Below are 26,284 nucleotides of genomic sequence, written 5' to 3'. Positions count from 1 at the left end.
TTTAGTTTGAGTATCAGGTTTAGCTTCAGTACCTTGATCAGGAGCAGTAGGTGGTTTAACTGTAGTGTCTCCAGCGTTATTTTGGTCTGGCGTACCAGTTTGTTGACCAGTACCAGCATTTTGATCGGTTTCAGGTGCACCTGGTTTTTCTTGATTTTCTTGACCATTTGGTTTAGTTTGACCTGCATTTTCACCTGGAGTAGGTGTTACTGTAGTACCAGCACCATTTTCACCTGGTTTAGTGTTTTCAGGTGTACCAGTTCCTGTTGCACCTTGGCCTTGTTGTTCATTACCCGGTTTAGTTTCAGTACCTTGAGCAGGCGTACCAGTTTGTTGACCAGTACCTGCGTTTTGGTCATTACCAGGTTTAGCTTCAGTACCTTGGGCAGGAGTTCCAGTTGCACCTTGACCAGCTTGAGTATTATTTTCAGGGGCAGGCGTTACTGTAGTACCAGCGCCAGCTTGATTGTTTTGATCTGTTTGTTGACCTTGTGTGCCTGGAGTAGGTTTAGCTTCAGCATTTGTATTTGGAGTAGAAGCATCAGGTTTTGATGCGCCAGCTTGTGTAGTATCTTGACCTTGTTGGTTGTTACCTGGAGTTTGACTTGCGTCAGTGTTACCTGGTTTAGCAGTGTCTTGACCTGCAGTAGTATCAGGTTTAGCTGGAGTGCCTCCTGTTGCTCCGGCTTGATCTTGTTGATTGTTATTACCAGTTGTTGGAGCAGGCGTTACTGCAGTTCCAGCACCATTTTCACCTGGTTTAGTATCAGCACCTTGAGCAGCTGTACCAGTTTGTTGACCAGTAGTAGCGTTTTGATCAGCTCCTGGTGTACCTTGACCTTGTTGACCAGCACTTTGAGCAGGCGTTACTGAAGCGTCTGCTTGATTATTTTGAGGTGTACCAGCATTTTGTTCAGCTTGATTACCTGCTGGAGTTGTTCCTGCTTCTGGTTTAGCTTGAGCAGGTGCACCAGTATCTTGCGCATTATTAGGTGTACCTGTTTGTGCTCCGCCAGCTTGATTATTTTGATCGTTTTGAGCGCCTTGAGCAGGTGTAGCAGTTCCAGGATTACCAGCAGCAGGTTGACCAGTTGTTTCAACTGTTCCTACAGTTTCTCTTTGGAAACCAGTACCAGTCGTACCTTGAGGATTTTCTTCAGCATGTGCTTGTCCGAAGAATAAGAATGAACCTACAATAATTGAGGCAGTACCAACTGTAAATTTTCTGATTGAGTAATGATTTTTCTTTGTGGGGGTGTTGTTAGAAAAATGATTAGGTTTGTTCATAACTTTTCTCTCCTTTGATAAGTAGTTCTCTCAGTTGTGTTTTGAGAAGTTATAGAATTAGAGTGAAATAGAGCATTATCAAATGATAATGGACAAACAATATATTAGCATATTTCACAAGCATTAAACAACTAATTAAAAATATTATCAAATTTTTGTTGACATTGATAACTATTATCATTTATTCTTTTAACAAGAATTAGAGTGGAAAGTGTTTACATTCATCACTCTCATGGAGGTTTTTGAATTGAAAGTGACATATAAATCACTAAGTTTTATCCTAGTTTTATTTATATTTTTATTTAGTTGGGTTCCAAATGTAAGTCATGCGGCTGAAGGGAAATCAATCAATTTCGAAGTTCTCAAATATAATACGAATGATACTTCAATGGCGAATGATTATTTTGAAAAGCCAGCAAAATTAATTGAAAAAGACGGTAAAAAGGTACTTCAAATTACAGTCAATCATAGTCATTGGATTACTGGAATGAGTATCGATGGTCACAAAGAAAAAATCATTAATAAAGATGCCAGTAAAGATATTAGAACGTCAGAATTTGAAGTAAGCAAAGCTTCAGGTAAAGTGAATGGTACAATCTCTGTTTATATTAATGAACCAGTAAATGGTAAACCTTTTAAATATGACCATCATTACAATATTACTTTTAAATTTGATGGGAAAGATTCGGGAGCTACTGGCTCACCAAATATCGTGCAAGATAAATCCAATGTAGAAAATCCTCAAACTAGTGGTGGAATTCCAACATATACATATTTGATTCCAATTGTTTCTTTATTTGCATTGATTACAATTTCAGTTATGACATTTAAGTTGAAAAAAGGTAACCAATAATGAATCAATGGGGCCGTATAAAGGCGAAAAACTTTATTATCGCTTTGACTTTATGCGTAACTTTAATAAATGAAAATCACACATATCTAGCTAAGGCTGATGATGAGACTCAATCATCAGCCGATTCTTATATAGAAAGAAAAATAAAAAATGGTAAGACTGATACCACAATACATAATGATAAAGATATAAAGAAACAAGCTGTGCAATTTTATGTGCGACGTCAAAATGATAAGGAACCTTCGCACATGAACGACTATGTTGATCATCCTGGATTTTTAGTAAATATCGATGGGAAAACCTATTTCGAAATAACGATTCTAAATAGAAAATGGTGGCAGAGTTTTCACTTTTATCAAAAAAATAAAGAATTAAAAATAACTACAACTGATGAGGATAAAGACAAAGATACTATAACTATACGTATGCCTATCAATGACATAAAAGAAGAAATAAAGTCTCGTATCCATATCAATATACCTTCATTAAAATATGACCATCATTATGTGACGTATATCGTTATGACTAATAAAGATAAATTGGAAATTAATCATAAAAACAAAGTAAATACATGTGACGATAAAGAATGCAATTTAAATAGTAATAAATTTGATGAAAATAATAATGTTGAAAAAAATTCAGACGTTTTGCCTAACCAAACTTTAATTCCAGAAGATAATGTAAGTTCAAAACAAAAGAAACTTTTATCACAAGAAACGTTAAAGTACGAAAATCAACATCAATTGTTCAAAGATAGCATGGGTAATTCTAACGCAATAACTACTAACAATCATTTTCCAGTGACACCTTCATTTGGAAATACTCAGTCAAAGTCTAAACCAAGTCATCCAACTCAGTTAAATCCTTTTCAAAATAAAAAAGATAAACCAAATCCTAATTTCAATAGAGATGCCGATAAGAAACCTCAACCTAAAAAGGAATTTAAAGAAATGAAACCTTCACATCATACAAAGACATATGTGATTTTAGGTTCACTAATTTTATTGGCATTATTAGTACTAATAGCTACATATTTTGTTAATAGAAAGAGTGAGTCTAAAAAATGAAAATAACCAGGTTAATTACTACTTTAATAATATTTATCATTTTACTAAGCGGTTGTGACTCTAGTGGTAAAGATAAAAAGAAAGATAGTGCGCAAACAAAAGAATTTCGAATCGTACCAACGACAGTCGCATTAACAATGACACTAGATAAACTCGATTTGCCAATAGTCGGCAAACCAACTTCATATAAGAAATTACCAGAACGATATAAAAATGTACCTGAAGTAGGGCAACCAATGGAACCGAGTGTAGAAGCGGTTAAAAAAGTAAATCCAACACATGTATTAAGTGTTTCTACGATTAAAGATGAGATGAAACCATTTTACAAACAGTTGAATATGAAGGGGTATTTCTATGATTATGACAGTCTAAATGGGATGGAAAAATCTATAACTGAATTAGGGAAGCAATTTAATAGAGAGAAAAAAGCTAAAGAATTGAATGATCATCTTAATACTGTAAAGGCAAATATTGAAAGCAAAGTTGCGAAAGAGAAGAAACATCCTAAAGTACTGATACTTATGGGGATTCCAGGAAGTTATTTAGTAGCCACAGATCAATCTTATATTGGAGATCTTGTAAAAATTGCTGGGGGAGAAAATGTCATTCAAGATCGCTCAAAGCAATATATTTCTTCGAATACCGAGCATCTTGTTAACGTCAATCCAGATATCATATTGAGACTCCCACATGGTATGCCCGATGAAGTTAAAAAAATGTTCCAGAAAGAATTTAAACAAAATGATATTTGGAAACACTTTAAAGCTGTAAAGAACAACCAAGTCTATGATTTGGAAGAAATTCCATTTGGCATCACTGCGAATGTAGATGCTGATGATGCCATGACACAACTCTATAATCTATTTTATAAAAAGTAATGGAGATAAATAATGTTTCAACAACATCCTAGAATATTAGTTATTATTTCACTTATCTTACTTTGTATTACCATCTATATTTCGTTTGTAATAGGAACGATACCAATCCATTTTAAAGACATACTTCTGAAGATTTCAACTGGGGAAGCGTCGAATATAGATACCATTATAGATTTAAGATTACCTAGAATATTGATTGCCTTATGTGTAGGAGCCATGTTGTCAGCTTCCGGAGCTCTACTACAAGCAGTTTTACAGAACCCTTTGGCTGAAGCGCAACTACTCGGAGTATCTTCCGGTGCTTTGGTAGCAAGAACGATTTTATTATTACTTGCACCGCAACTCTTTTTCTATATTCCTTTACTTAGTTTTGTTGGAGGGATGCTACCATTTTTAATGTTGTTCATTTTAAGTGTTAAGTTTAAACTGCTACCAACACGTATGATATTGATTGGGGTAGCCATGTTTGCAATGTTAACTGGTTTGTTAGATTTATTTGCTCAGAATCCATTTTTGAAAATGCCTCAAGGTTTCACTATGAAAACATGGAATGATGTCAAAATGATTGTGCTTTCAGCAGTGATAGGTTTAGCAATGACAATCATTTTAATGTCTAAGGTAAATTTATTAGCTTTAGAGGAGAAACAAGCGAATAATTTAGGTTTCCATATTACGAAATATCGATTAATAGTTGGAATGGTTGCAGTATTTCTAGCAAGCGCATCGTCTGCGATTGTCGGTCCACTTGCATTTGTGGGTTTAATCATTCCTCATATTGTAAGGAAACTTATAGGCGCAAATTATAAGCAAGTCCTTCCACTATCCATAATTATAGGCGCATGGTTTGTAGTAATGACTGACTTACTAGGTAGAACGGTTCATCCGCCTCTTGAAATACCGGCTAATGTCATCATGATGTTAATTGGAGGCCCTGTATTAATTTATCTCATTTGTAAAGGAGCGGTTAATGATGCATACTGAGGGACTTCATTTTCAATATAAGAATGAAGCAGAAATCATTAAAAATATTTCATTAACATTTAGCTCAAATGCCATCACTTCAATTATAGGCCCCAACGGTTGTGGTAAATCAACATTATTGAAATTACTTTCTCGTAATTTGAAACCTTCGTCTGGAGTAATTTATCTTAATCAACAGGATTTGAAAAAGTTTAGTAAAAAGACGTTGGCACATGAACTCGCAACGGTTCATCAAACGATGAAAATTCCTGAAGGTTTTACAGTGAGAGAATATATTGAATTAGGTCGTTATAGTTATGGGAGTGTGTTGAATAGAGATCAACATAAAGAAAGGATTATTCAACATACTATTCAACAATTAAATTTGGAACATCTACAACATAAAAAGTTAATTACTTTGTCAGGTGGAGAAGCTCAAAGAGTATTTCTGGCTACAGCTCTCGTTCAGGAGCCACAATACATATTACTAGATGAACCAACGACGTATTTAGATATTCATTATCAATATCAAGTTTTAGATACAATTCGACTTTTGAAGGAACGCTATAACATTACATTTATTATGGTACTTCATGATATTAATCAAGCGATTGAGTACAGTGATGAAGTCATATGTTTGAGTACCGATGGGGTGCTTGCACAAGGTGAACCAAGCCAAGTAATTAATGAAAAGATTCTAAAAGAAATGTACCAAATAGACGCTAAAATTATTCAGGATGATGAATGTGGCATGATTATTTGTAGAAAAAGGGTGACACCATCAAGTGACTAAAATCATAAGAATCGTTCAAATCATATTAATTGTCGTCATCATTGTTTTTAGTTACCAATTAGTCAAAACGTATCTTGAAGATAAGGCTTCAGCTAAGCGCTACGCTGAACTTCAGAAGGAATTTCAATTTGAGTCTTTAACTTCTAAAAGTGAAACGAGACCTCAATTTAATAAATTAGAAGCTATTAATAAAGATATTGTGGGTTGGCTTCAGCTTAAAGGGACTACGTTAAATTATCCTGTGCTACAAGGTAAAACAAATCATGAATATTTGAGGCAGGATTTCGAACATGAGAAGAGTCGTAAGGGTAGTATTTTCATGGATTATAGGAATTCTGTGAAGAATCCAAACTTAAATACAATTATTTATGGTCATCATATGGGTGATGACACGATGTTTGATGTTCTAGAAAAATATTTAAAACAAGAATATTATCATCGTCATCAAGACATTCAATATGATACGAAATATGGTAAATATAAGCTACAAGTATTTAGTGCGTATCAAACTACAACCAAAGATAACTATATTCAAACAGATTTCGCATCAAGCTCAGAGTTTCAACAATTTATAAATAAAACAAAACAAAAATCAGTGATTCAATCTCATGTTGAAGTCAGTAATCAAGATAAGTTAGTGACCTTATCAACATGTGAGGATGCTTATAATCAAACATCTGGAAGAATCGTTGTGGTCGCAAAATTAGTCAAAATAAATTAACAGAAAAGAGGAAAACATCATGAAATTTATGGCAGAAAACAAATTAAAATTAGACAAAGGGACAGCAACTGGTATTATAGAAAGATTCTACACAAGGCATGGCATTGAAACATTAGAAGGTTTCAAAGGAATGTTCGTTACAAAAACTCAAGAACAAGACGACTTTGATGAAGTGAAAATCTTAACTTTATGGGAATCTGAACAAGCATTTACAGACTGGTTGAAATCTGACGTATTCAAGAAAGCACACAAAAATGTGCGTCATCAATCTGCAGATGCTACGAGTCCAATTCTTGAAAATGTCGTAAAAAAATACGATATAGGGTATCAATATTTTAAGTAATCATTTAAATGAGTATGTATATAGTTCAAGTTATAGCTTAAATTACACACACTTATGTTCAAAATATTAAATGCAATCCTATGAAGCAAGTCGATGCAGTCATTCCAATTGAATAGGCTCCCGATTTGCTTTTATTTTTTACCATTGAGTTGATAATAGAATGAATGTAAGGTTTGAAATCCGCTCAAATTGAATTACAATATATACATCACTTTAAGAGTTGGAGAGTCTGTATAATGGAACAAATTACGTCTGCTCAAAATAATAAAATAAAAAATGCCAATAAATTAAAAAAGAAACGTGACCGTGATAAAACAGGACAGGCTTTGATTGAAGGTATTCATCTTATTGAAGAGGCTCAGCAAAGCGGTATTACGATTCAACAATTATTTGTCATAGAACCAGACAGAACTGATGAGGCGCTTTTAAACTATGCGCATGAAACGTATGAAATTAATATGAAAGTTGCTGAGGCGCTCTCAGGTACTGTTACGCCACAAGGTTTCTTTGCAGTGATTGATAAACCACAATATGATGTGTCGAAAGCACAACAAGTGTTATTAATTGATCGTATTCAAGATCCAGGTAACTTAGGCACGCTCATTCGTACGGCTGATGCTGCAGGTTTAGATTTAATTGTAATGGAAAAGGGCACTGCTGATCCTTATCAAGATAAAGTCATGCGTGCAAGTCAAGGAAGCATCTTCCATATTCCAGTTGTAACGGAAGATTTGGCGAACTACATGAACAATTTTGATGGGCCAGTTTACGGTACTGCACTTGAAAATGCGGTGAGCTTTAAAGAAATAGAATCTCAATCAACATTCGCTTTGCTATTAGGCAATGAAGGCGAAGGGGTTAATCAGGAATTGTTACAACAAACAACGAAAAATTTAATTATTCCAATTTACGGTAAAGCGGAAAGTTTAAATGTAGCTATTGCTGGAAGTATACTGTTATATCAGTTGAAAGGTTGACCCTATGTTCAAAGTTCGGCTATAATAATGAATGAAATTTATAAGAATTAAAGCAATCATTATCAATTTAAACATCACTTAAACAACTAAATGAACTACCAATAAAAAGACGTAAATTATTTAAAGGGTTGCCAAGGGAGAATGACCGCGACTGAAAGTTATTCCAACCTGAAATAATTTTTTTCATCTTTTTGGTTACTTAAAGAAATTTAAGTCGGAATTGTCATTCCGTTATCAATAGATTTACAAGTGTATGCTTATGCATAAATTTGGGTGGTACCACGGAAAGCTTTCGTCCCAGTTTGATTTGGGGTGGAAGCTTTTTTTGATGTTGAAGTTTGAGTGTTTTATTTTCCGAAATCAAAATTGAAAAGTGGCATTTAAAAAGGAGGAGTTTGGTCATGACTCAAAATGATACGATGGCTGAGTTAAAACAACAAGCGCTTGTTGATATTAATGAAGCTAATGATGAACGTGCATTACAAGATGTGAAAGTTAAGTATTTAGGTAAAAAGGGTTCTGTAAGTGGATTAATGAAGAATATGAAAGATTTACCTAATGAAGAAAAGCCTGCTTACGGACAAAAAGTGAATGAACTACGTCAAACGATTCAAAATGAATTAGATGAAAGACAAAAAATACTTAAAGAAGAAAAATTAAATCAACAACTTGCAGAAGAAACTATTGATGTGACTTTACCTAGTCGACATATTGAAATTGGTTCTAAACATCCGTTAACAAGAACGGTCGAAGAAATTGAAGATTTATTCCTAGGTTTAGGTTATGAAATTGTTGATGGTTATGAAGTTGAACAAGATTATTACAATTTTGAAGCTTTGAATTTGCCTAAATCTCATCCTGCAAGAGATATGCAAGACAGTTTTTACATTACTGAAGAAATTTTAATGCGTACACATACGTCTCCAGTTCAAGCGAGAACAATGGAAAAACGTGAAGGCAAAGGTCCGGTTAAAATTATTTGTCCTGGTAAAGTGTATCGCCGTGACTCAGATGATGCGACACATAGTCACCAATTCACACAAATTGAAGGTTTAGTCGTCGATAAAAATATTAAAATGAGTGACTTGAAAGGGACATTAGACCTACTTGCGAAAAAACTTTTTGGTCCAGAACGCGAAATTCGTTTGCGTCCAAGTTATTTCCCATTCACAGAACCTTCTGTTGAAGTAGATATTTCTTGTTTTAAATGTAAAGGTAAAGGATGTAACGTATGTAAGCATACCGGTTGGATTGAAATTTTAGGTGCAGGAATGGTACACCCTAATGTACTCGAAATGGCTGGATTTGATTCTAATGAATATTCAGGATTTGCATTTGGTATGGGTCCAGATCGTATTGCAATGTTGAAATATGGTATTGAAGATATTCGTCATTTCTACACAAATGATGTACGTTTCTTAGATCAATTTAAAGCAGTGGAAGATAGAGGTGACCAGTAATGTTGATTTCAAATGAATGGTTAAAAGATTACGTAGATGTAAACCAATCAGTTCAAGATTTAGCTGAAAAAATTACAAGAACTGGTATCGAAGTAGACGATATTATTGATTATACAAAAGATATTAAAAATTTAGTGGTAGGTTATGTCGTTTCAAAATCCCCACACCCAGATGCCGACAAATTAAATATTTGCCAGGTTGATTTAGGTGAGGACGAACCAGTTCAAATCGTATGTGGTGCGCCAAATGTTGACGAAGGTCAATATGTGATTGTCGCAAAAGTAGGTGGCCGTTTACCAGGTGGCGTTAAAATAAAACGAGCGAAGTTACGTGGTGAACGTTCTGAAGGTATGATTTGTTCTTTACAAGAAATTGGTATTTCAAGTCATGTGACGCCAAAAGCATTTGAAAATGGCATTTTCGCCTTCCCTACAGAAGTCACACCAGGTACAGATGCACTTGAAGCGTTATATCTTAATGATCAAGTCATGGAATTTGATTTAACACCTAACCGTGCGGATGCGTTAAGCATGGTAGGAACAGCATATGAAGTTGCTGCATTATATCAAACGGACATGGCGAAACCTCAAACTTCTAGTCAAGAAAGTAGTATTTCTGCGAAAGATGAATTATCAGTTTCCGTTAAAAATGAGGACAAAGTACCTTATTATAGTGCAAGAGTTGTTCACGATGTCACAATTGCACCATCACCAATCTGGATGCAAGCACGTTTAATGAAAGCAGGCATTCGACCAATTAATAATGTAGTAGATATTTCTAATTATGTATTATTAGAATATGGTCAACCTCTTCATATGTTTGACCAAGATCAAATTGGTTCAAAAATGATTGAAGTACGACAAGCGAATGAAGATGAGAAGATGACAACGTTAGATGATGTAGAGCGTCAACTTTTAAATACGGACATCGTTATTACAAACGGCCGTGAACCGATTGCTTTAGGTGGTGTGATGGGCGGAGACTTCTCTGAAGTAACGGATCAAACACGTAATGTTATAGTAGAAGGTGCCATTTTTGACCCAGTGTCAATTCGTCATACATCTCGTCGTTTAAATTTAAGAAGCGAATCTTCAAGTCGCTTTGAAAAGGGTATAGCAACAGAATTTGTAGATGAAGCTGTAGACAGAGCTTGTTATTTACTAGAAACGTATGCTTCTGGTACAGTCCTAAGCGATAGAGTATCAGCTGGCGATTTAGGCTCATTTGTTACTCCAATTGAAATTACTGCTGAAAAGGTTAATCAAACAATTGGATTTAGCCTAAGTGATGAAGATATTGTTAATATCTTTGAACAACTCGGTTTTGACACTGAAAATAAAGATGGTCAATTGACAGTGAATGTGCCGTCACGTCGTAAAGATATCTCAATTAAAGAAGATTTAATTGAAGAAGTTGCACGTATTTACGGTTACGATAATATTCCGTCTACACTTCCAGTCTTCGATGATGTAACGAGTGGATCTCTTACGGATCGTCAGTATAAAACACGTACTGTTAAAGACACTTTAGAAGGTGCGGGTCTTGATCAAGCCATCACATATTCATTAGTATCTAAAGACCATGCTAAAGATTTTGCATTACAAGATCGTTCAACTATAGAACTATTAATGCCAATGAGCGAGGCGCATTCTACCTTGAGACAAAGTCTTTTACCACATTTAATTGAAGCTGTAGCATATAATGTTGCTCGTAAAAATACAGACGTAAAATTATATGAAATTGGTCGTGTCTTCTTTGGTAATGGAGAAGGAGAATTACCTGATGAAGTTGAATACTTAAGTGGTATCTTAACAGGTCAATATGTGAATCATGCTTGGCAAGGTAAGAAAGAAACTGTTGATTTTTACTTAGCTAAAGGTGTCGTGGACCGTGTTGCTGAAAAACTAAATCTCAAATTTGATTATCGCGCAGGTAAAATCAATGGATTACATCCAGGTAGAACTGCCATCGTCTCTTTAAATGGCGAGGATATTGGATTTATCGGAGAATTACATCCAACATTAGCGGCAGACAATGATTTAAAACGTACGTATGTGTTTGAACTTAACTATGATGCAATAATGAACGTTTCTGTAGGTTATATCAATTATGAACCTATTCCTAGATTCCCAGGTGTCACTCGAGATATTGCCTTAGAAGTGAATCATGAAGTCCCAGCATCTGAACTATTATCTACAATTCATGAAAATGGTGAAGATATCTTAAACGATACGTTGGTATTTGATGTTTACGAAGGTGAACATTTAGAGGAAGGTAAGAAATCAGTTGCGATTAGATTGAGTTATTTAGATACAGAAAATACACTTACAGATGAACGTGTCACTGCTGTACACGATAAAATTTTAGAAGCACTTCAACAACAAGGTGCAACAATTAGATAATTGGAGCGTGATGACTAGAATTGAAAGAAGCTTCATATAAGCGCATAAGCGCACTTTCAGTTATCACTGCCAATATGTTAAAAAGCTGAGATATCGAGTGATATCTCAGCTTTTATCTGTTTAATTATATTTTTTATCGATTAAAGCGAGTGCTTTGTCTCGATTTTTAAAATGCTTTTTAGAAATAGCATCTAGTTTACCAATTCCATACTTTTGTATGACCTTTGCTGCGAATAAATCTACTTTATTACTTGCGCCTTTTGGAACATCCATATTAATTTGGCGTGTGATATGATCCATATGTTTTACGAAAGCATAGCGAGAAATAATACTTGCGGCTGCAATAGCTAAAGATTTAGATTCACCTTTCGTCTCGAACTTAGTCTTTTTAGGAAACGGTAGTTCAGATAGCGCATAATGTTGATACACTTCTCGTTTAGCAAATTGGTCAATAACGATATAATCTAAGTCTTCGATTTCAATTTTTTGAGTAACATTTTTAATTGCTTCATTATGTAGAACTGCTTTCATTTTAACTTGTGACCAGCCCATTTTTTGACGTTCGTTATATTTAACGTTATCAAGTGTAAGCAATGAGTGAGGAATAAATGTAATTAATTGCTCTGCAATTTCTACAATTTTAGTATCGGTTAATTTTTTCGAATCATCGACACCAAGTGTCTTTAATACTTGAGCGTTTTTTTCTGAAACATAGGCAGCACAGACAGTTAAAGGCCCAAAGTAATCGCCACTACCGGCTTCGTCACTGCCAATGCAATTATGTGAATTGTATTTAATAGTAGATGAAACGTTAGTTGATGGCTTAGTTGAAGCTGTCGGAGTAGCTGAAGCGTCATTTGGCAACAATTGTAGCGCTACTGTTTCAGCACTTTTTCCCTGAAACATCACTTTACCTGAGTTATAAATGTTAATCGTTGTGTTTTGATGTTTCGTTCTTGCTTTCATTCCTTGAGGCAAATTGCTCGTTTCAAATTGTATTTTAGACATTAAATTTTGAATTTCGTTTTGTGTTAATTTATGAACGACATTTCCCATTTTTCAATCCTCACTTTTAACTACGTATTTCTACATTTTATCAAATTTTACTAATGAAAACATTTAAGCCAAACAACTTAATTTTAGATTACATCATCAACACGAGTTGGTCGTTTCAATGTTTTGTTAACAGCTACTTACATAATTAAATACTCTCATGTATAATGTGTGTTGATAAGTAAAAAAGTACATATCTCATATGAGGTCATGATAAACGGTGATGTTCGAACCTCTTTGAGAAGTCAACTAAAGAAAGTTAAAATCATTTAAATATAAGGTCAGGAGCAATTAAATATGGGTGAATTTAAAAATAGAATAAATGTTACGATTAACGATAAACATTTCACAATTATTGGCGAAGATAGTCCTGAACATATCCGTTATGTTGCACATCTTGTAGATGAGAAGATGCAAGAGTTAGGTCAAAAATCAGCAGGCTTAGATACAACACGCAAATCGATTTTAACAGCAGTAAATATTATGCATGAAAAGGTTTTACTAGAAGAAGAAAATCGTCGATTACAACAAGAAATCAATCAATTAAAACAAAGTGAAGAATAGATGATTTTCGATTTCATCGTTATTATCATTATTGCTTATTTCATGGTGATTGGTTTTCGAAGAGGCATTTGGTTGTCGACATTACATTTTATTTCTTCAATTGTATCATTATGGATTGCATATCAATTCTATCAACCTATTGCAAAGAGGCTGATTGTTTTTTTACCGTTTCCTAAAACAGTTGCCTATGATACAGAGTATGCAATTCATTTTAATTCATTGCAACAAAGGTTTGAAAATATCGTCGCTTTTATTTTATTAGTGATTTTAGTCAAGCTTATTTTGTATCTAATTATTGTTACATTTGATAAGATAGTGGCGTATAAGAAACTACATTTAGTAAGTCGTATAATGGGAGTGATTTTAGGGATATTAATGAGTTTGATTGTCATTCAAATTGGACTTTATTTAATTTCTCTGTATCCAGATACGTTTATACAGAACCAAATTTCACAATCACTATTATGTAAACGATGGATTTTAAATATGCCGTTTGTATCGCATTTTATTTTAAATTTATAAACTATGATATGAGGTCAGGACAAGAGCGAACTTTGATGTTGTGTCCTGGTCTTCTTTTTATGGAGAGATGTATATGACTAAAAAAGATGTAATTCAATTATTAGAGAAAATAGCAACTTATATGGAATTAAAAGATGAAAATACCTTTAAAGTATCTGCATATAGAAAGGCAGCACAAAGTTTAGAAATTGATGAACGTCCATTGGATGAAATTGAGGATGTTACAGAGCTTAAAGGTATTGGTAAAGGCGTGGGGGACGTTATTAATGAATATAGAGAAACAGGTCAATCTACAGCTCTAGAAGAACTACAAAAGGAAGTACCTGAAGGTTTAGTCCCGTTATTGAAGATTCAAGGCTTAGGTAGTAAGAAAATAGCTAAATTATATAAAGAGCTTCATATTACTGATAAAGTAAGTTTACAAAAGGCTTGTGAAGAGGGAAAAGTAAGTGAATTAAGTGGATTCGCTAAGAAAACAGAACAAAACATTTTAGAAGCGGTTAAAGCTCTAGGCGCTAAAAAAGAACGCTACCCGATTGACCAAATGAGAGGATTAAACAATGAAATCATTGAATTTATTAAACAATTGGATGATGTTGATAATTATTCTTCAGCGGGTAGTTTTAGACGTTACAAAGAAATGAGTAAGGATTTAGATTTTATTATTAGCACGCGCGCTCCTGAAAAGGTACAACAACAATTGCTTGAAATTCCAAATAAAATAAAAGAAGTGGCGGTAGGAGATACGAAGGTGTCTTTAGAGTTATCATATGACGATGAGACGATTGGTGTAGACTTCAGATTGATAGAACCTGAAGCTTTTTATCATACGCTTCAACATTTCACTGGTTCAAAAGATCACAATATTCGTATTCGTCAATTAGCTAAGGAACGTAATGAAAAAGTAAGTGAATACGGAATTGAACAAGCGGATGGAAATTTATTACAGTACCAGAGTGAGGAAGAAATATATCAACACTTTAATGTGAATTGGATTGCACCAGCGATGCGTGAAGATGGTAGTGAATTTGATAAAGATTTAAGCGATATCATTCAATTAAATGATATTAATGGTGATATTCATATGCATACAACCTATAGTGATGGTGCTTTTTCAATTAGAGATATGATTGAGGCAAATATTGCTAAAGGTTATCAGTTTATGGTTATTACAGACCACTCTCAAAGTTTAAAAGTTGCAAATGGATTACAGGTTGAGCGTCTTCTACGCCAAAATGAAGAAATTAAAAAGTTAAATGAAGAATATAAAGACATTGATATATATTCTGGTACGGAAATGGATATTTTGCCAGATGGTTCATTAGATTATGAAGATGACGTTCTAAAACAACTTGATTATGTTATTGCCGCGATTCACCAAAGTTTTAATCAATCTGAAGAAGAAATTATGAAACGATTAGAAACGGCATGTAGAAATCCATATGTTCGTCATATCGCTCATCCAACAGGCCGAATTATTGGACGCCGTCCTGGTTATGAACCTAATATAGAGAAATTGATGCAACTCGCTGAGGAAACTCATACCATTTTAGAAATAAATGCGAATCCTAAGCGTTTAGACCTCAATGCCGAAACGGTACGTAAATACCCAAATGTGAAGTTAACTATCAATACGGACGCTCATCATACGAATCATTTGGAATTTATGAAATATGGTGTTGCGACTGCACAAAAAGGTTTTGTTAAAAAAGATAGAGTGATTAATACGTTATCACGTGAAGCGTTTAAATCATTCATTGAAAATAATATTAAATTGAAGAAATAGAGGGATTGCATGAGACAGAAAACATTAGATGTCTTGGAATTCGATAAAATTAAATCATTTGTCGCTGAAGAAACGATAAGTGATTTAGGTCGTGAAAAGGTAGAGCAAATGGCTCCAGCGACAGATTTTGACACTGTAGAATTTCAAATTAATGAAACCGATGAAATTTCTCAAATCTACAATAAACATCGTTTACCAAGTTTGAGTGGCCTAGCAAAGGTATCACCACTCATTCATAGAGCGAATATTGGTGGAGTACTGAATGTCACAGAACTCAATGTGATTAAACGATTGATTCAAGTACAAAATCAATTCAAGACATTCTATAACCAACTTTTAGAAGAAGATGAAGAAGTAAAGTATCCTATTTTAGATGAAAAAATGAATCAGCTACCTGTATTGAGTGATTTATTCCAAGAAATTAAAGATAAATGTGACACATATGATTTATTTGATCATGCAAGTTATGCATTACAGGGAATTAGAAGTAAAATTTCTAGTACAAATCAACGCATTCGTCAAAATTTAGATCGTATTGTTAAAAGTCAAAGTAATCAAAAGAAATTATCTGATGCGATTGTAACAGTTAGAAATGATCGCAATGTGATTCCTGTCAAAGCGGAATATCGTCAAGATTTCAATGGTATTGTTCATGATCAATCAGCTTCTGGACAGACACTTTACATCGAACCGAGTTCTGTAGTTGAAATGAATAATCAAATCAGCCGTTTACGTAATGATGAGGCGGTAGAACGAGAACGAATTCTTACTGAACTGACTGGGCAAGTAGCTGCAGAGGCTGATGCGTTACTCATTGCTGAATCTGTGATGGGCCAAATCGATTTCTTAACAGCTAAAGCGCGCTATGCACGTTCAATTAAGGGGACGAAACCTACTTTTAAAAAGGAAAGAACGGTTTATTTACCTAATGCGTTTCATCCATTATTAGAAAAGGAAACAGTCGTTGCGAACACGATTGAATTTATTGATGATGTGGAAACGGTCATTATTACTGGACCGAATACAGGTGGTAAAACAGTTACACTCAAAACGCTAGGGCTTATTATCGTGATGGCGCAATCAGGGTTATTAGTACCTACTTTAGATGGCAGTCAGTTAAGTGTTTTCGAAAATGTGTACTGCGATATTGGCGATGAACAGTCGATAGAACAGTCACTATCAACATTTTCTTCTCATATGAAAAATATAGTCGAGATCTTACATGAAGCAGATAAAAATAGCTTAATATTATTTGATGAATTAGGAGCTGGAACTGATCCGAGTGAAGGTGCTGCCTTAGCAATGAGTATACTCGATTACGTTCGCAACTTAGGATCACTTGTCATGGCGACAACACATTATCCTGAATTGAAAGCTTATAGTTACAATCGTGAGGGTGTGATGAACGCGAGTGTTGAATTTGATGTGGATACGTTAAGTCCGACCTATAAACTATTGATGGGTGTACCTGGACGTTCTAATGCATTCGATATTTCTAAAAAGTTAGGTCTCAGCCTCAACATCATTAATAAAGCGAAGACAATGATTGGTACAGATGAACAAGAAATCAATTCAATGATTGAATCATTGGAGAGAAATTCTAAACGTGTGGATGAACAAAGAATTGAGTTAGATCGACTTGTACGTGAAGCTCAAGAAACGCACGATGCACTATCAAAACAATATCAGCAATACCAAAATTACGAAAAATCATTAATGGATGAAGCTAAGGAAAAAGCAAATCAACGCGTGAAATCAGCAACTAAAGAAGCGGACTCAATTCTTAAAGAATTGAGAGATTTAAGGGATAATAAAGGTGCTGAGGTTAAAGAACATGAATTAATTGATAAGAAAAAACAATTAGATGAACAATATGAAGAAAAATCAATTAAACAAAATGTTCAGAAGAAGAAATATGATAAGATTAACGCTGGTGATGAAGTGAAAGTACTGTCCTATGGTCAAAAAGGGGAAGTGCTAGAACTCGTAGGCGAAAATGAAGCGGTAGTACAAATGGGTATTATTAAAATGAAATTACCTATTGAAGATTTAGAGAAAACGAAGAAGAAAAAAGAAAAACCGACGAAAATGGTTACTCGTCAAAATAGACAAACGATTAAAACTGAACTTGATCTAAGAGGTTATCGTTATGAAGAAGCGTTAACGGAATTGGATCAATACCTCGATCAAGCAGTGTTAAGTAATTACGAGCAAGTCTATATAATACATGGTAAAGGTACCGGTGCACTTCAAAAAGGTGTGCAACAGCACTTAAAAAAACATAAAAGTGTAAGCAACTTTAGAGGTGGTATGCCAAGTGAAGGTGGATTTGGTGTTACTGTAGCAGAACTTAAATAAAGTGTTGTTGATTTTGAGAGAGCACTGCATTTGATTTTTTGAGAAAATAACGTACAATGAACGCAGTATTATTGATAATTAAAAACGATATGATAGAGCAAAACGATAACAATACTTTAATTGAGCAATAGCAATGCAGTTACGCTTAAAGTCTGTTATAATTTGCTCATCATTGAAAAATTAAGGAGGATTGGCATTTATGGCAATCGTAAAAGTAACTGATTCTGATTTCGATACAAAAATTGAATCTGGCGTTAAATTAGTAGATTTCTGGGCTACTTGGTGTGGACCTTGTAAAATGATCGCTCCAGTTTTAGAAGAATTAGCTGGGGACTATGATGGTAAAGCTGATATTTTAAAATTAGATGTTGATGAAAACCCATCAACTGCTGCGAAATACGAAGTAATGAGTATTCCAACTTTAATCGTATTTAAAGATGGTCAACCAGTTGATAAAGTTGTAGGTTTCCAACCTAAAGAAAACTTAGCAGAAGTATTAGATAAACACCTATAAGAAATAGATGACTGAAGACTGGGGCATTTCATTAAGTAAATGCTCCAGCTTTATTATGTTATTGGAACATTTATTTTCAAAAAATTGAAGAAAGGAGGAGGCCATTGGAGGATTATCAAAAGAAAATTAAAGAAAAACTCAATGTCGTACCTTTAGAACCTGGTTGCTATTTAATGAAGGATAGAAATGCTCAGGTTATTTATGTGGGGAAAGCGAAAAAGTTAAGAAACCGACTACGTTCTTACTTTACTGGTGCGCACGATGCTAAAACAACCCGACTCGTAAGTGAAATAAGAAATTTCGAGTTTATCGTCACGTCTAGTGAAACGGAGTCGTTGTTATTGGAATTAAACTTAATTAAACAGTATCAGCCACGATACAATATATTACTTAAAGACGATAAAAGTTATCCATTTATTAAGATTACAAAAGAAAAGCATCCACGTCTTATAGTGACTCGTACGGTAAAGAAAGGGACTGGAAAATATTTTGGACCTTATCCCAATGCTTATTCTGCACAAGAGACTAAAAAATTACTAGACCGTATTTATCCATTTAGAAAATGTGATAATATGCCGGATAAATTATGCCTATATTATCATATTGGGCAATGTATGGGTCCTTGTGTCTATGATGTTGATTTGAATGTGTACGCTCAAATGACAAAAGAAATTACGGACTTTCTAAATGGTGAAGATAAGACCATTATTAATAATCTCGAAGATAAAATGGCTAAAGCGAGTGAATCTCTCGATTTCGAACAAGCGAAAGAGTATCGTGATATGATTCAACATATTCATAATTTAACTAAGAAACAAAAAATTATGTCTACGGATAATACGATTAGAGATGTCTTTGGTTATAGCGTGTCCAAAGGTTGGATGTGTGTCCAAGTATTCTTCATCAGACAGGGAAATATGATTAAACGCGATGCAACGATGATACCCATTCAGCAGACGGAAGAAGAAGAGTTCTATACATTTATTGGTCAATTTTATAGTCTCAATCAACATATCCTTCCGAAAGAAGTTCACGTTCCGAAAAATCTTGATAAAGATATTATTAAATCAGTTGTTGATACTAAAATTGTTCAACCATCTCGTGGTAGCAAAAAAGAAATGATTGATTTAGCCAATCATAATGCCGAGGTCCAATTAGAGAATAAATTTGAATTGATTGCGAGAGATGAATCTCGCACAGTAAAAGCGATTGAAGAATTAGGTGAACGTATGGGAATTCAAACACCTATTAGAATAGAAGCTTTTGATAATTCTAATATTCAAGGCGTGGATCCAGTTTCTGCGATGGTTACATTCGTAGATGGTAAACCAGATAAGAAAGGCTACCGTAAATATAAGATTAAAACAGTAGAAGGCCCTGATGATTATAAGTCAATGCGCGAAGTTGTTCGACGTCGATACACGCGTGTATTAAATGAGGGTCTACCATTACCAGATTTAATTATTGTTGATGGTGGTAAAGGTCATATGAATGGTGTAATGGATGTCCTTGAAAATGAATTGGGATTAGATATTCCTGTCGCTGGTCTCCAAAAGAATGATAAACACCAAACATCAGAATTACTCTATGGTGCAAGTGCAGAAGTTGTTCCATTAAAGAAAAATAGCCAAGCGTTTTATTTACTTCATCGAATACAAGATGAGGTACACCGTTTTGCAATTACATTTCATAGACAAACTCGACAAAAAACTGGACTCAAATCAGTATTAGATGATGTAGATGGCATCGGCTCCAAGAGAAAAACTACACTTTTAAGAACATTTGGCTCTATTAAGAAGATGAAAGAAGCCAGCTTAGATGATTTAAAAAAATCTGGTTTACCTGAAAAAGTTGCGAAAAACCTACAACAAGCCCTACAAAATAAATAAAAATTTAAAAAAATGGGTGTGAGAATTATTCTCATGCCCAAAAATACTAGAAATAATGTTACAATATGGTTAACAAAAAGCTAATTTTTTTAAGGTTGTGTGGAAGCGTTTTCTAAATGAGAAGTGTTATCAATTAGGTATTGATAACAACAGCCATGAGTCGTCACATCTTTATTAAAGAATTCTATTAAATCACTAGCCTTTTACTTTTTTAAGCAATACTTGTGTGTGGATTCATAACTCATTTACTTTCTTTGTAATGTTTTGGCGTGCAAGTACAAAATAAAGAAGTAAATGTTTGCTAGTCTTTTATATGGAATTTCGGGGCATATTGCATACAATTTTGGGGGAATTAGCAAATTTAATTATTTGTTTCACAGGGGGGACTCCTTTTGGCTCAATCAAAAAACGAATTTTACCTTAGACGACTTCATTCGTTATTAGGTATTATCCCAATCGGTGCATTTTTAATTGTTCACCTATTGGTAAACCATCAAGCAACACAAGGCGCAGAAGCTTTCAATAAAGCATCTGGTTTTATGGAATCATTACCATTTCTTTTAGTGGTTGAATTTGTACTTATCTACATTCCATTGTTATACCATGGTTTATTTGGACTACATATTGCATTTACTGCTAAGGAAAACATCGGACATTATTCTTTATTCAGAAACTGGATGTTCTTTTTCCAACGTGTTAGTGGTATTTTAGCGTTCGTATTTATTGCAATGCACTTATGGCAAACACGCTTACAGAAAGCATTTTTCGGTAAAGCAGTAGATTACAATATGATGCATGAAACATTGAAAAATCCATTATGGGCAATTTTCTATATCATTTGTATTATTGCTGTGGTATTCCACTTCGCAAATGGTTTATGGTCATTCTGTGTGACGTGGGGCTTTTTACAATCTAAGAAATCTCAACGTGTATTCACATGGATTTCATTAATTGTATTCTTAGTGGTTTCTTATATCGGTGTATCAGCTATTATCGCGTTTATGTAATTGAGAAACATTTCAACTTAAGTCTTAGATTTATAATATCAGGGGAGTGACATTTCTATGGCAGAGAAAAAAGTTATTGTTGTCGGTGGAGGACTTGCCGGTCTGATGTCAACAATTAAAGCGGCAGAACAAGGTGCGCATGTAGATTTATTCTCATTAGTGCCTGTAAAACGTTCGCACTCTGTTTGTGCCCAAGGGGGCATCAATGGTGCGGTTAATACGAAAGGTGAAGGAGATTCTCCGTGGATTCACTTCGATGACACTGTTTATGGGGGAGACTTCTTAGCTAACCAACCACCAGTAAAAGCGATGGCTGAAGCGGCACCGAAAATCATCCATTTATTAGACAGAATGGGCGTTATGTTCAGTAGAACAAACGAAGGTTTATTAGACTTTAGACGTTTCGGTGGTACGCTTTACCACAGAACAGCATTCGCAGGTGCTACGACAGGGCAACAATTATTATATGCACTTGACGAACAAGTTCGTTCTTTTGAAGTAGATGGATTAGTAACGAAATACGAAGGCTGGGAATTCCTAGGTATCGTTAAAGATGATGAAGATGCTGCAAGAGGTATCGTTGCTCAAAATATGACAACATCAGAAATTAAATCATTTGGTTCTGATGCCGTTATCATGGCAACAGGTGGCCCTGGTATCATCTTCGGTAAAACAACGAACTCAATGATTAATACAGGTTCAGCTGCATCAATTGTTTACCAACAAGGTGCAATTTATGCAAATGGTGAGTTTATCCAAATCCACCCAACAGCTATTCCTGGTGATGACAAATTACGTCTGATGAGTGAATCAGCTCGTGGTGAAGGTGGACGTATTTGGACATATAAAGATGGTAAACCATGGTACTTCTTAGAAGAGAAATATCCAGATTACGGTAACTTAGTACCTCGTGATATTGCCACACGTGAAATCTTTGATGTATGTATTAACCAAAAATTAGGTATCAATGGTGAGAACATGGTATACCTTGATTTATCTCACAAAGATCCACATGAATTAGATGTTAAATTAGGTGGTATCATTGAGATTTATGAAAAATTCACTGGTGACGATCCACGTAAAGTACCAATGAAAATTTTCCCAGCGGTTCACTACTCAATGGGCGGATTATATGTTGACTATGATCAAATGACGAATATCAAAGGTTTATTCGCAGCTGGTGAATGTGATTTCTCTCAACATGGTGGTAACCGTTTAGGTGCCAACTCATTACTATCAGCAATTTATGGTGGTACTGTAGCTGGACCAAATGCGATCAAATATGTTCAAGATATTGAGACATCTTATACTGAATTAGATGAAAGTATCTACGAAAAACGCGTAAAAGAAGAACAAGAACGATTCGATAAATTGTTAAATATGCGTGGTACTGAAAATGCGTATAAACTTCACCGTGAACTAGGTGAAATTATGACAGCCAACGTAACAGTAGTACGTGAAAATGATAAATTATTAGAAACAGATCAGAAAATTCAAGAATTAATGAAACGCTATGAAGATATCGATATGGAAGATACACAAACTTGGAGTAACCAAGCCGTATTCTTCACGCGTCAATTATGGAATATGCTAGTATTAGCACGTGTTATTACTATTGGGGCTTACAACCGTAATGAATCTCGTGGTGCTCACTACAAACCAGAATTCCCAGATCGTAACGATGATGAATGGTTAAAAACTACAATGGCTCATTACAAAGGTAGAACTGAAAAACCAGAATTTACTTACGAGCCAGTAGATGTAAGTTTAATCCCACCACGTAAACGTGATTACACTAGTAAGTCTAAAGGAGGTAAAAAATAATGGCTGAACAATCAGTAAAAAATACTCCAGACACTCAAGGTAATCAACAAACAGAAGAAAAGAATCAACAACCTAAACAAAAAACGGTTAAATTAATTATTAAACGTCAAGACAATAATGAATCTAAACCATACGAAGAAACATTTGAAATTCCATATAAAGAAAATTTAAATGTTATCGCTTGTTTAATGGAAATCAGACGTAACCCAGTGAATGCAAAAGGTGAAAAAACAACACCAGTAACTTGGGATATGAACTGTCTTGAAGAAGTATGTGGTGCTTGTTCAATGGTAATCAATGGTCGTGCGAGACAATCATGTTCTGCCATCGTTGATCAATTAGAACAACCTATTCGTTTAGAACCAATGAGCACATTCCCAGTGATTCGTGACTTACAAGTAGACCGTTCAAGAATGTTTGACAACTTAAAACGTATGAAAGCTTGGATCCCAATCGATGGTACTTATGATTTAGGACCAGGACCACGTATGCCAGAGAAAAAACGTCAAACAGCATATGAATTATCTAAATGTATGACTTGTGGTGTTTGCTTGGAAGTATGTCCAAACGTAACACCTAATAATAAATTCGTAGGTGCTCAAGCGATTTCACAAGTACGTCTATTCGACTTACATCCAACTGGTTCAATGACTAAGGATGAACGTTTAGATGCATTAATGAGCACAGGTGGTTTACAAGAATGTGGTAACTCTCAAAACTGTGTGAATGCTTGTCCTAAAGGTATTCCTTTAACAACTTCAATTGCAGCATTAAACCGAGAAACTTCATTCCATATGTTTAAATCATTCTTCGGTTCTGATCACAAAGTAGATTAATATATATAATGTAACGGCTAAGGCTATCAAGTCTTAGTCGTTTTTTGTATTTTTATTTAATTTTGAAAATAAAGGCTTGAAAGATTGAATGATTAAAAATAACATTCATCGATATTGCGGTTATTTTAAAAAATAAATATTGAAGCAAAAATCGTAATAATCAACAGCGAAAGTCCATTGTGATAAAATGAAAGTTAACTGAAAAAATAAGGATGAAGACATATGAATAAACCTATAGGTGTTATTGACTCCGGTGTAGGAGGCTTAACGGTAGCTAAAGAGATAATGAGACAATTACCTAACGAAACGATATATTATCTTGGTGATATCGGCCGATGTCCATATGGTCCTAGACCCGGTGAAGAAGTGAAACAGTTTACTACTGAAATAGCTCAAAAATTAATGGAGTTTAATATCAAAATGTTAGTGATTGCATGCAATACTGCAACTGCCGTCGCATTGGAACATTTACAAAAATTACTGCCTATCCCTGTTATTGGCGTTATTGAACCTGGTGCAAGAACAGCCATTATGACGACCAAAAATCAAAATGTATTAGTATTAGGTACGGAAGGTACAATTAAATCTGAAGCATATCGTACACATATTAAAAAGATTAATCCCAATGTGAATGTATACGGTGTTGCTTGTCCAGGCTTCGTTCCATTAGTTGAACAAATGAGATACAACGACCCAACGATTACAAGTATTGTCATTCACCAAACATTGAAACAATGGAGAAATAGTGATGCGGATACAGTCATATTAGGATGTACGCATTATCCATTACTTTATAAACCAATTTATGATTACTTTGACGGTACAAAAACTGTTATTTCTTCTGGACTAGAAACGGCACGTGAAGTGAGCGCATTATTAACATTCAGTAACGAACATGCAAGTTATACTGAACATCCAAAACACCGTTTCTTCGCTACTGGAGATACGACACACATTGAGAACATTATTGCTGAATGGCTAAAGATGAATGTACATGTTGAACGAATTACTTTAGATAACTAGATAAAGGGGGAACCGATGACTATGGAAGATATTGTCATTGCTACAAACAACCAAGGTAAAATTAATGACTTTAAAGCGATATTTAAAGATGATCACGTGATTGGTATTTCTGAACTGATTCAAGACTTCGATGTGGAAGAAACTGGTACGACGTTTGAAGAGAATGCAATATTAAAGTCAGAAGCAGCGGCTAAAGTACTTAATAAACGAGTGATTGCTGATGATAGTGGTCTTGAAGTCTTCGCACTTGATGGGGAGCCTGGTGTATATTCCGCACGTTATGCAGGTTTAGATAAGAGCGACGATGCCAATATTGATAAGTTATTATCTAATTTGGAAAATGAGTCCGACCGTCGTGCGCAATTTGTTTGTGTTATTAGCATGAGTGCCCCAGGTGAAGAAACCAAAACGTTTAAAGGAACAGTTTCTGGTGAGATAACTCGTGAAAGAAGTGGAGAGAATGGCTTCGGGTATGATCCCGTTTTCTTTGTACCTGATAAAGATCGTACTATGGCAGAAATATCTAATGAAGAAAAAAGTAAAATAAGTCACAGAAGTAATGCGATTCAAAAGTTGAATGCATACTTAGAAGGTGAGAACCATGTCTAAATGGATTATAGTGAGTGATAATCATAATGAAGCAGGGATTCTATATGAAGTGTTTGAAGCGCACAAAGACGCAGATGTATTTCTTCATCTAGGAGATTCTCAATTTCAATATGATGATACGGAATTAAGTTTATATCATAGAGTAAAAGGCAATTGTGATTTTTATCCTGAGTTTCCTGAGGAAGAAATAATTGAAAATAGCGGTATTAAAGCTTTTTATACACATGGTCATTTTTATGATGTTAATCGCACACGCATGAAACTTGCTGAAAAGGCTAAATCTCTCGCTTGTCAATTTGCATTTTATGGACATACTCATATAGCTAAATATGAAAATATTGGTGGAATTCACGTCATTAATCCAGGTAGTATTTCACAATCACGAAGTAATATAGAAGAGACATTTGCCGAACTGCTTATTGATGATACGAATAAGCAAGCAAAACTAAACTTTAGAAATAGAGAAAATAAAGTTATCGATACAGTTAAGATAGTTATTTAAACAGTTAAGCATGGTAAGGGAGTGACACAGAAATATAATTTAGCAAAATTATTTTC

24 protein-coding genes are annotated in these 26,284 nt (G+C 34.6%); 22 read left to right on the top strand and 2 right to left on the bottom strand.

Translation table 11 applies throughout. The features are described 5' to 3' along the window. Positions 1-1,287, bottom strand: a 1,287-nt coding sequence (locus HMPREF2580_RS07935; RefSeq protein ID WP_141756884.1) for a YSIRK-type signal peptide-containing protein, incomplete at its 3' end; no start/stop codon positions are given. A 247-nt stretch (positions 1,288-1,534) separates the two neighbouring features. Here HMPREF2580_RS07935 and isdC point away from each other — a divergent pair. From isdC to pheT, 10 genes are all read left to right on the top strand, one after another. Further along, positions 1,535-2,140 (top strand): heme uptake protein IsdC, encoded by a 606-nt coding sequence (gene isdC / locus HMPREF2580_RS07930; protein ID WP_037541354.1) that lies wholly within the window; start codon positions 1,535-1,537, stop codon positions 2,138-2,140. Beyond that, positions 2,140-3,207: an NEAT domain-containing protein gene (locus HMPREF2580_RS07925; protein ID WP_070831781.1), complete on the top strand. Its 1,068-nt coding sequence runs from the start codon at positions 2,140-2,142 to the stop codon at positions 3,205-3,207. Before isdC ends, HMPREF2580_RS07925 begins: the two co-directional genes overlap by 1 nt. Then, positions 3,204-4,085, top strand: a complete 882-nt coding sequence (gene isdE, locus HMPREF2580_RS07920; RefSeq protein WP_070831778.1) for a heme ABC transporter substrate-binding protein IsdE — start codon at positions 3,204-3,206, stop codon at positions 4,083-4,085. Before HMPREF2580_RS07925 ends, isdE begins: the two co-directional genes overlap by 4 nt. 12 nt (positions 4,086-4,097) lie before the next feature. Next, complete coding sequence (locus HMPREF2580_RS07915; RefSeq protein WP_070831775.1) at positions 4,098-5,066, top strand: FecCD family ABC transporter permease; 969 nt, start codon at positions 4,098-4,100, stop codon at positions 5,064-5,066. After that, the gene (locus tag HMPREF2580_RS07910; protein WP_070831772.1) at positions 5,056-5,838 is read left to right on the top strand and encodes an ABC transporter ATP-binding protein; all 783 of its coding nucleotides are present in this window, start codon (positions 5,056-5,058) and stop codon (positions 5,836-5,838) included. Before HMPREF2580_RS07915 ends, HMPREF2580_RS07910 begins: the two co-directional genes overlap by 11 nt. Further along, positions 5,831-6,559: a class B sortase gene (gene srtB / locus HMPREF2580_RS07905; protein WP_070831769.1), complete on the top strand. Its 729-nt coding sequence runs from the start codon at positions 5,831-5,833 to the stop codon at positions 6,557-6,559. Before HMPREF2580_RS07910 ends, srtB begins: the two co-directional genes overlap by 8 nt. A gap of 19 nt (positions 6,560-6,578) precedes the next feature. After that, the gene (locus HMPREF2580_RS07900; RefSeq protein ID WP_070831767.1) at positions 6,579-6,902 is read left to right on the top strand and encodes an antibiotic biosynthesis monooxygenase; all 324 of its coding nucleotides are present in this window, start codon (positions 6,579-6,581) and stop codon (positions 6,900-6,902) included. Positions 6,903-7,138: 236 nt separating this feature from the next. Further along, complete coding sequence (locus HMPREF2580_RS07895) at positions 7,139-7,879, top strand: TrmH family RNA methyltransferase (protein ID WP_070831764.1); 741 nt, start codon at positions 7,139-7,141, stop codon at positions 7,877-7,879. Between the two features lie 401 nt (positions 7,880-8,280). Then, complete coding sequence (gene pheS / locus HMPREF2580_RS07890) at positions 8,281-9,339, top strand: phenylalanine--tRNA ligase subunit alpha (protein ID WP_070831761.1); 1,059 nt, start codon at positions 8,281-8,283, stop codon at positions 9,337-9,339. Further along, positions 9,339-11,741, top strand: a complete 2,403-nt coding sequence (gene pheT, locus HMPREF2580_RS07885) for a phenylalanine--tRNA ligase subunit beta (RefSeq protein ID WP_070831758.1) — start codon at positions 9,339-9,341, stop codon at positions 11,739-11,741. Before pheS ends, pheT begins: the two co-directional genes overlap by 1 nt. A gap of 120 nt (positions 11,742-11,861) precedes the next feature. On the opposite strand, the gene rnhC is transcribed toward pheT, so the two are convergent. Further along, the gene (gene rnhC, locus HMPREF2580_RS07880; RefSeq protein WP_002442243.1) at positions 11,862-12,797 is read right to left on the bottom strand and encodes a ribonuclease HIII; all 936 of its coding nucleotides are present in this window, start codon (positions 12,795-12,797) and stop codon (positions 11,862-11,864) included. Positions 12,798-13,091: 294 nt separating this feature from the next. Here rnhC and zapA point away from each other — a divergent pair, with 294 nt between their 5' ends. The 12 genes from zapA (at position 13,092) to HMPREF2580_RS07820 (ending at position 26,228) form a co-directional block, all read left to right on the top strand. Next, a complete protein-coding gene (gene zapA / locus HMPREF2580_RS07875; RefSeq protein ID WP_002442246.1) occupies positions 13,092-13,358 on the top strand; it encodes a cell division protein ZapA in 267 nt (88 codons plus the stop codon). After that, entirely contained in the window at positions 13,359-13,880 is a 522-nt protein-coding gene (locus tag HMPREF2580_RS07870; RefSeq protein WP_002442248.1) for a CvpA family protein, read from the top strand. It abuts the gene before it with no gap. 73 nt (positions 13,881-13,953) lie between these two features. Beyond that, positions 13,954-15,666, top strand: coding sequence for a DNA polymerase/3'-5' exonuclease PolX (gene polX, locus HMPREF2580_RS07865; RefSeq protein WP_070831755.1), 1,713 nt, complete (start codon positions 13,954-13,956; stop codon positions 15,664-15,666). Positions 15,667-15,675: 9 nt separating this feature from the next. Then, entirely contained in the window at positions 15,676-18,024 is a 2,349-nt protein-coding gene (locus tag HMPREF2580_RS07860; protein WP_070831752.1) for an endonuclease MutS2, read from the top strand. Positions 18,025-18,223: 199 nt separating this feature from the next. Continuing rightward, positions 18,224-18,538, top strand: coding sequence for a thioredoxin (gene trxA, locus HMPREF2580_RS07855; protein WP_002435174.1), 315 nt, complete (start codon positions 18,224-18,226; stop codon positions 18,536-18,538). A gap of 104 nt (positions 18,539-18,642) precedes the next feature. Then, complete coding sequence (uvrC, locus tag HMPREF2580_RS07850; protein ID WP_070831749.1) at positions 18,643-20,427, top strand: excinuclease ABC subunit UvrC; 1,785 nt, start codon at positions 18,643-18,645, stop codon at positions 20,425-20,427. Positions 20,428-20,819: 392 nt separating this feature from the next. After that, a complete protein-coding gene (locus HMPREF2580_RS07845) occupies positions 20,820-21,434 on the top strand; it encodes a succinate dehydrogenase cytochrome b558 subunit (RefSeq protein WP_002442256.1) in 615 nt (204 codons plus the stop codon). Positions 21,435-21,491: 57 nt separating this feature from the next. Beyond that, entirely contained in the window at positions 21,492-23,258 is a 1,767-nt protein-coding gene (sdhA, locus tag HMPREF2580_RS07840) for a succinate dehydrogenase flavoprotein subunit (protein WP_002442258.1), read from the top strand. Next, the gene (gene sdhB / locus HMPREF2580_RS07835; protein WP_002442260.1) at positions 23,258-24,094 is read left to right on the top strand and encodes a succinate dehydrogenase iron-sulfur subunit; all 837 of its coding nucleotides are present in this window, start codon (positions 23,258-23,260) and stop codon (positions 24,092-24,094) included. Before sdhA ends, sdhB begins: the two co-directional genes overlap by 1 nt. Before the next feature lie 222 nt (positions 24,095-24,316). Beyond that, positions 24,317-25,117: a glutamate racemase gene (racE, locus tag HMPREF2580_RS07830; protein WP_002442262.1), complete on the top strand. Its 801-nt coding sequence runs from the start codon at positions 24,317-24,319 to the stop codon at positions 25,115-25,117. A 21-nt stretch (positions 25,118-25,138) separates the two neighbouring features. Beyond that, positions 25,139-25,726: an XTP/dITP diphosphatase gene (locus HMPREF2580_RS07825; RefSeq protein WP_070832609.1), complete on the top strand. Its 588-nt coding sequence runs from the start codon at positions 25,139-25,141 to the stop codon at positions 25,724-25,726. Then, complete coding sequence (locus HMPREF2580_RS07820) at positions 25,719-26,228, top strand: YfcE family phosphodiesterase (protein WP_002442266.1); 510 nt, start codon at positions 25,719-25,721, stop codon at positions 26,226-26,228. The genes HMPREF2580_RS07825 and HMPREF2580_RS07820 overlap by 8 nt, the downstream gene beginning before the upstream one ends. Positions 26,229-26,284: the final 56 nt, after the last annotated feature.

This window comes from Staphylococcus sp. HMSC036D05, from assembly GCF_001836225.1.
Taxonomy (GTDB): domain Bacteria; phylum Bacillota; class Bacilli; order Staphylococcales; family Staphylococcaceae; genus Staphylococcus; species Staphylococcus caprae.
This window is presented reverse-complemented; position numbering and strand designations above follow the sequence as displayed.

Excerpts from the sequence above, each read along its gene's own strand:
- isdE (WP_070831778.1), top strand. The coding sequence starts at position 3,204 with ATGAAAATAACCAGGTTAATTACTACTTTAATAATATTTATCATTTTA.
- HMPREF2580_RS07925 (WP_070831781.1), top strand. The coding sequence starts at position 2,140 with ATGAATCAATGGGGCCGTATAAAGGCGAAAAACTTTATTATCGCTTTG.
- HMPREF2580_RS07900 (WP_070831767.1), top strand. The coding sequence starts at position 6,579 with ATGAAATTTATGGCAGAAAACAAATTAAAATTAGACAAAGGGACAGCA.
- trxA (WP_002435174.1), top strand. The coding sequence starts at position 18,224 with ATGGCAATCGTAAAAGTAACTGATTCTGATTTCGATACAAAAATTGAA.
- HMPREF2580_RS07860 (WP_070831752.1), top strand. The coding sequence starts at position 15,676 with ATGAGACAGAAAACATTAGATGTCTTGGAATTCGATAAAATTAAATCA.
- HMPREF2580_RS07820 (WP_002442266.1), top strand. The coding sequence starts at position 25,719 with ATGTCTAAATGGATTATAGTGAGTGATAATCATAATGAAGCAGGGATT.
- racE (WP_002442262.1), top strand. The coding sequence starts at position 24,317 with ATGAATAAACCTATAGGTGTTATTGACTCCGGTGTAGGAGGCTTAACG.
- HMPREF2580_RS07895 (WP_070831764.1), top strand. The coding sequence starts at position 7,139 with ATGGAACAAATTACGTCTGCTCAAAATAATAAAATAAAAAATGCCAAT.
- sdhA (WP_002442258.1), top strand. The coding sequence starts at position 21,492 with ATGGCAGAGAAAAAAGTTATTGTTGTCGGTGGAGGACTTGCCGGTCTG.
- HMPREF2580_RS07910 (WP_070831772.1), top strand. The coding sequence starts at position 5,056 with ATGCATACTGAGGGACTTCATTTTCAATATAAGAATGAAGCAGAAATC.
- HMPREF2580_RS07915 (WP_070831775.1), top strand. The coding sequence starts at position 4,098 with ATGTTTCAACAACATCCTAGAATATTAGTTATTATTTCACTTATCTTA.
- polX (WP_070831755.1), top strand. The coding sequence starts at position 13,954 with ATGACTAAAAAAGATGTAATTCAATTATTAGAGAAAATAGCAACTTAT.
- pheT (WP_070831758.1), top strand. The coding sequence starts at position 9,339 with ATGTTGATTTCAAATGAATGGTTAAAAGATTACGTAGATGTAAACCAA.
- rnhC (WP_002442243.1), bottom strand. The coding sequence starts at position 12,797 with ATGGGAAATGTCGTTCATAAATTAACACAAAACGAAATTCAAAATTTA.
- HMPREF2580_RS07825 (WP_070832609.1), top strand. The coding sequence starts at position 25,139 with ATGGAAGATATTGTCATTGCTACAAACAACCAAGGTAAAATTAATGAC.
- sdhB (WP_002442260.1), top strand. The coding sequence starts at position 23,258 with ATGGCTGAACAATCAGTAAAAAATACTCCAGACACTCAAGGTAATCAA.
- zapA (WP_002442246.1), top strand. The coding sequence starts at position 13,092 with ATGGGTGAATTTAAAAATAGAATAAATGTTACGATTAACGATAAACAT.
- pheS (WP_070831761.1), top strand. The coding sequence starts at position 8,281 with ATGACTCAAAATGATACGATGGCTGAGTTAAAACAACAAGCGCTTGTT.
- HMPREF2580_RS07870 (WP_002442248.1), top strand. The coding sequence starts at position 13,359 with ATGATTTTCGATTTCATCGTTATTATCATTATTGCTTATTTCATGGTG.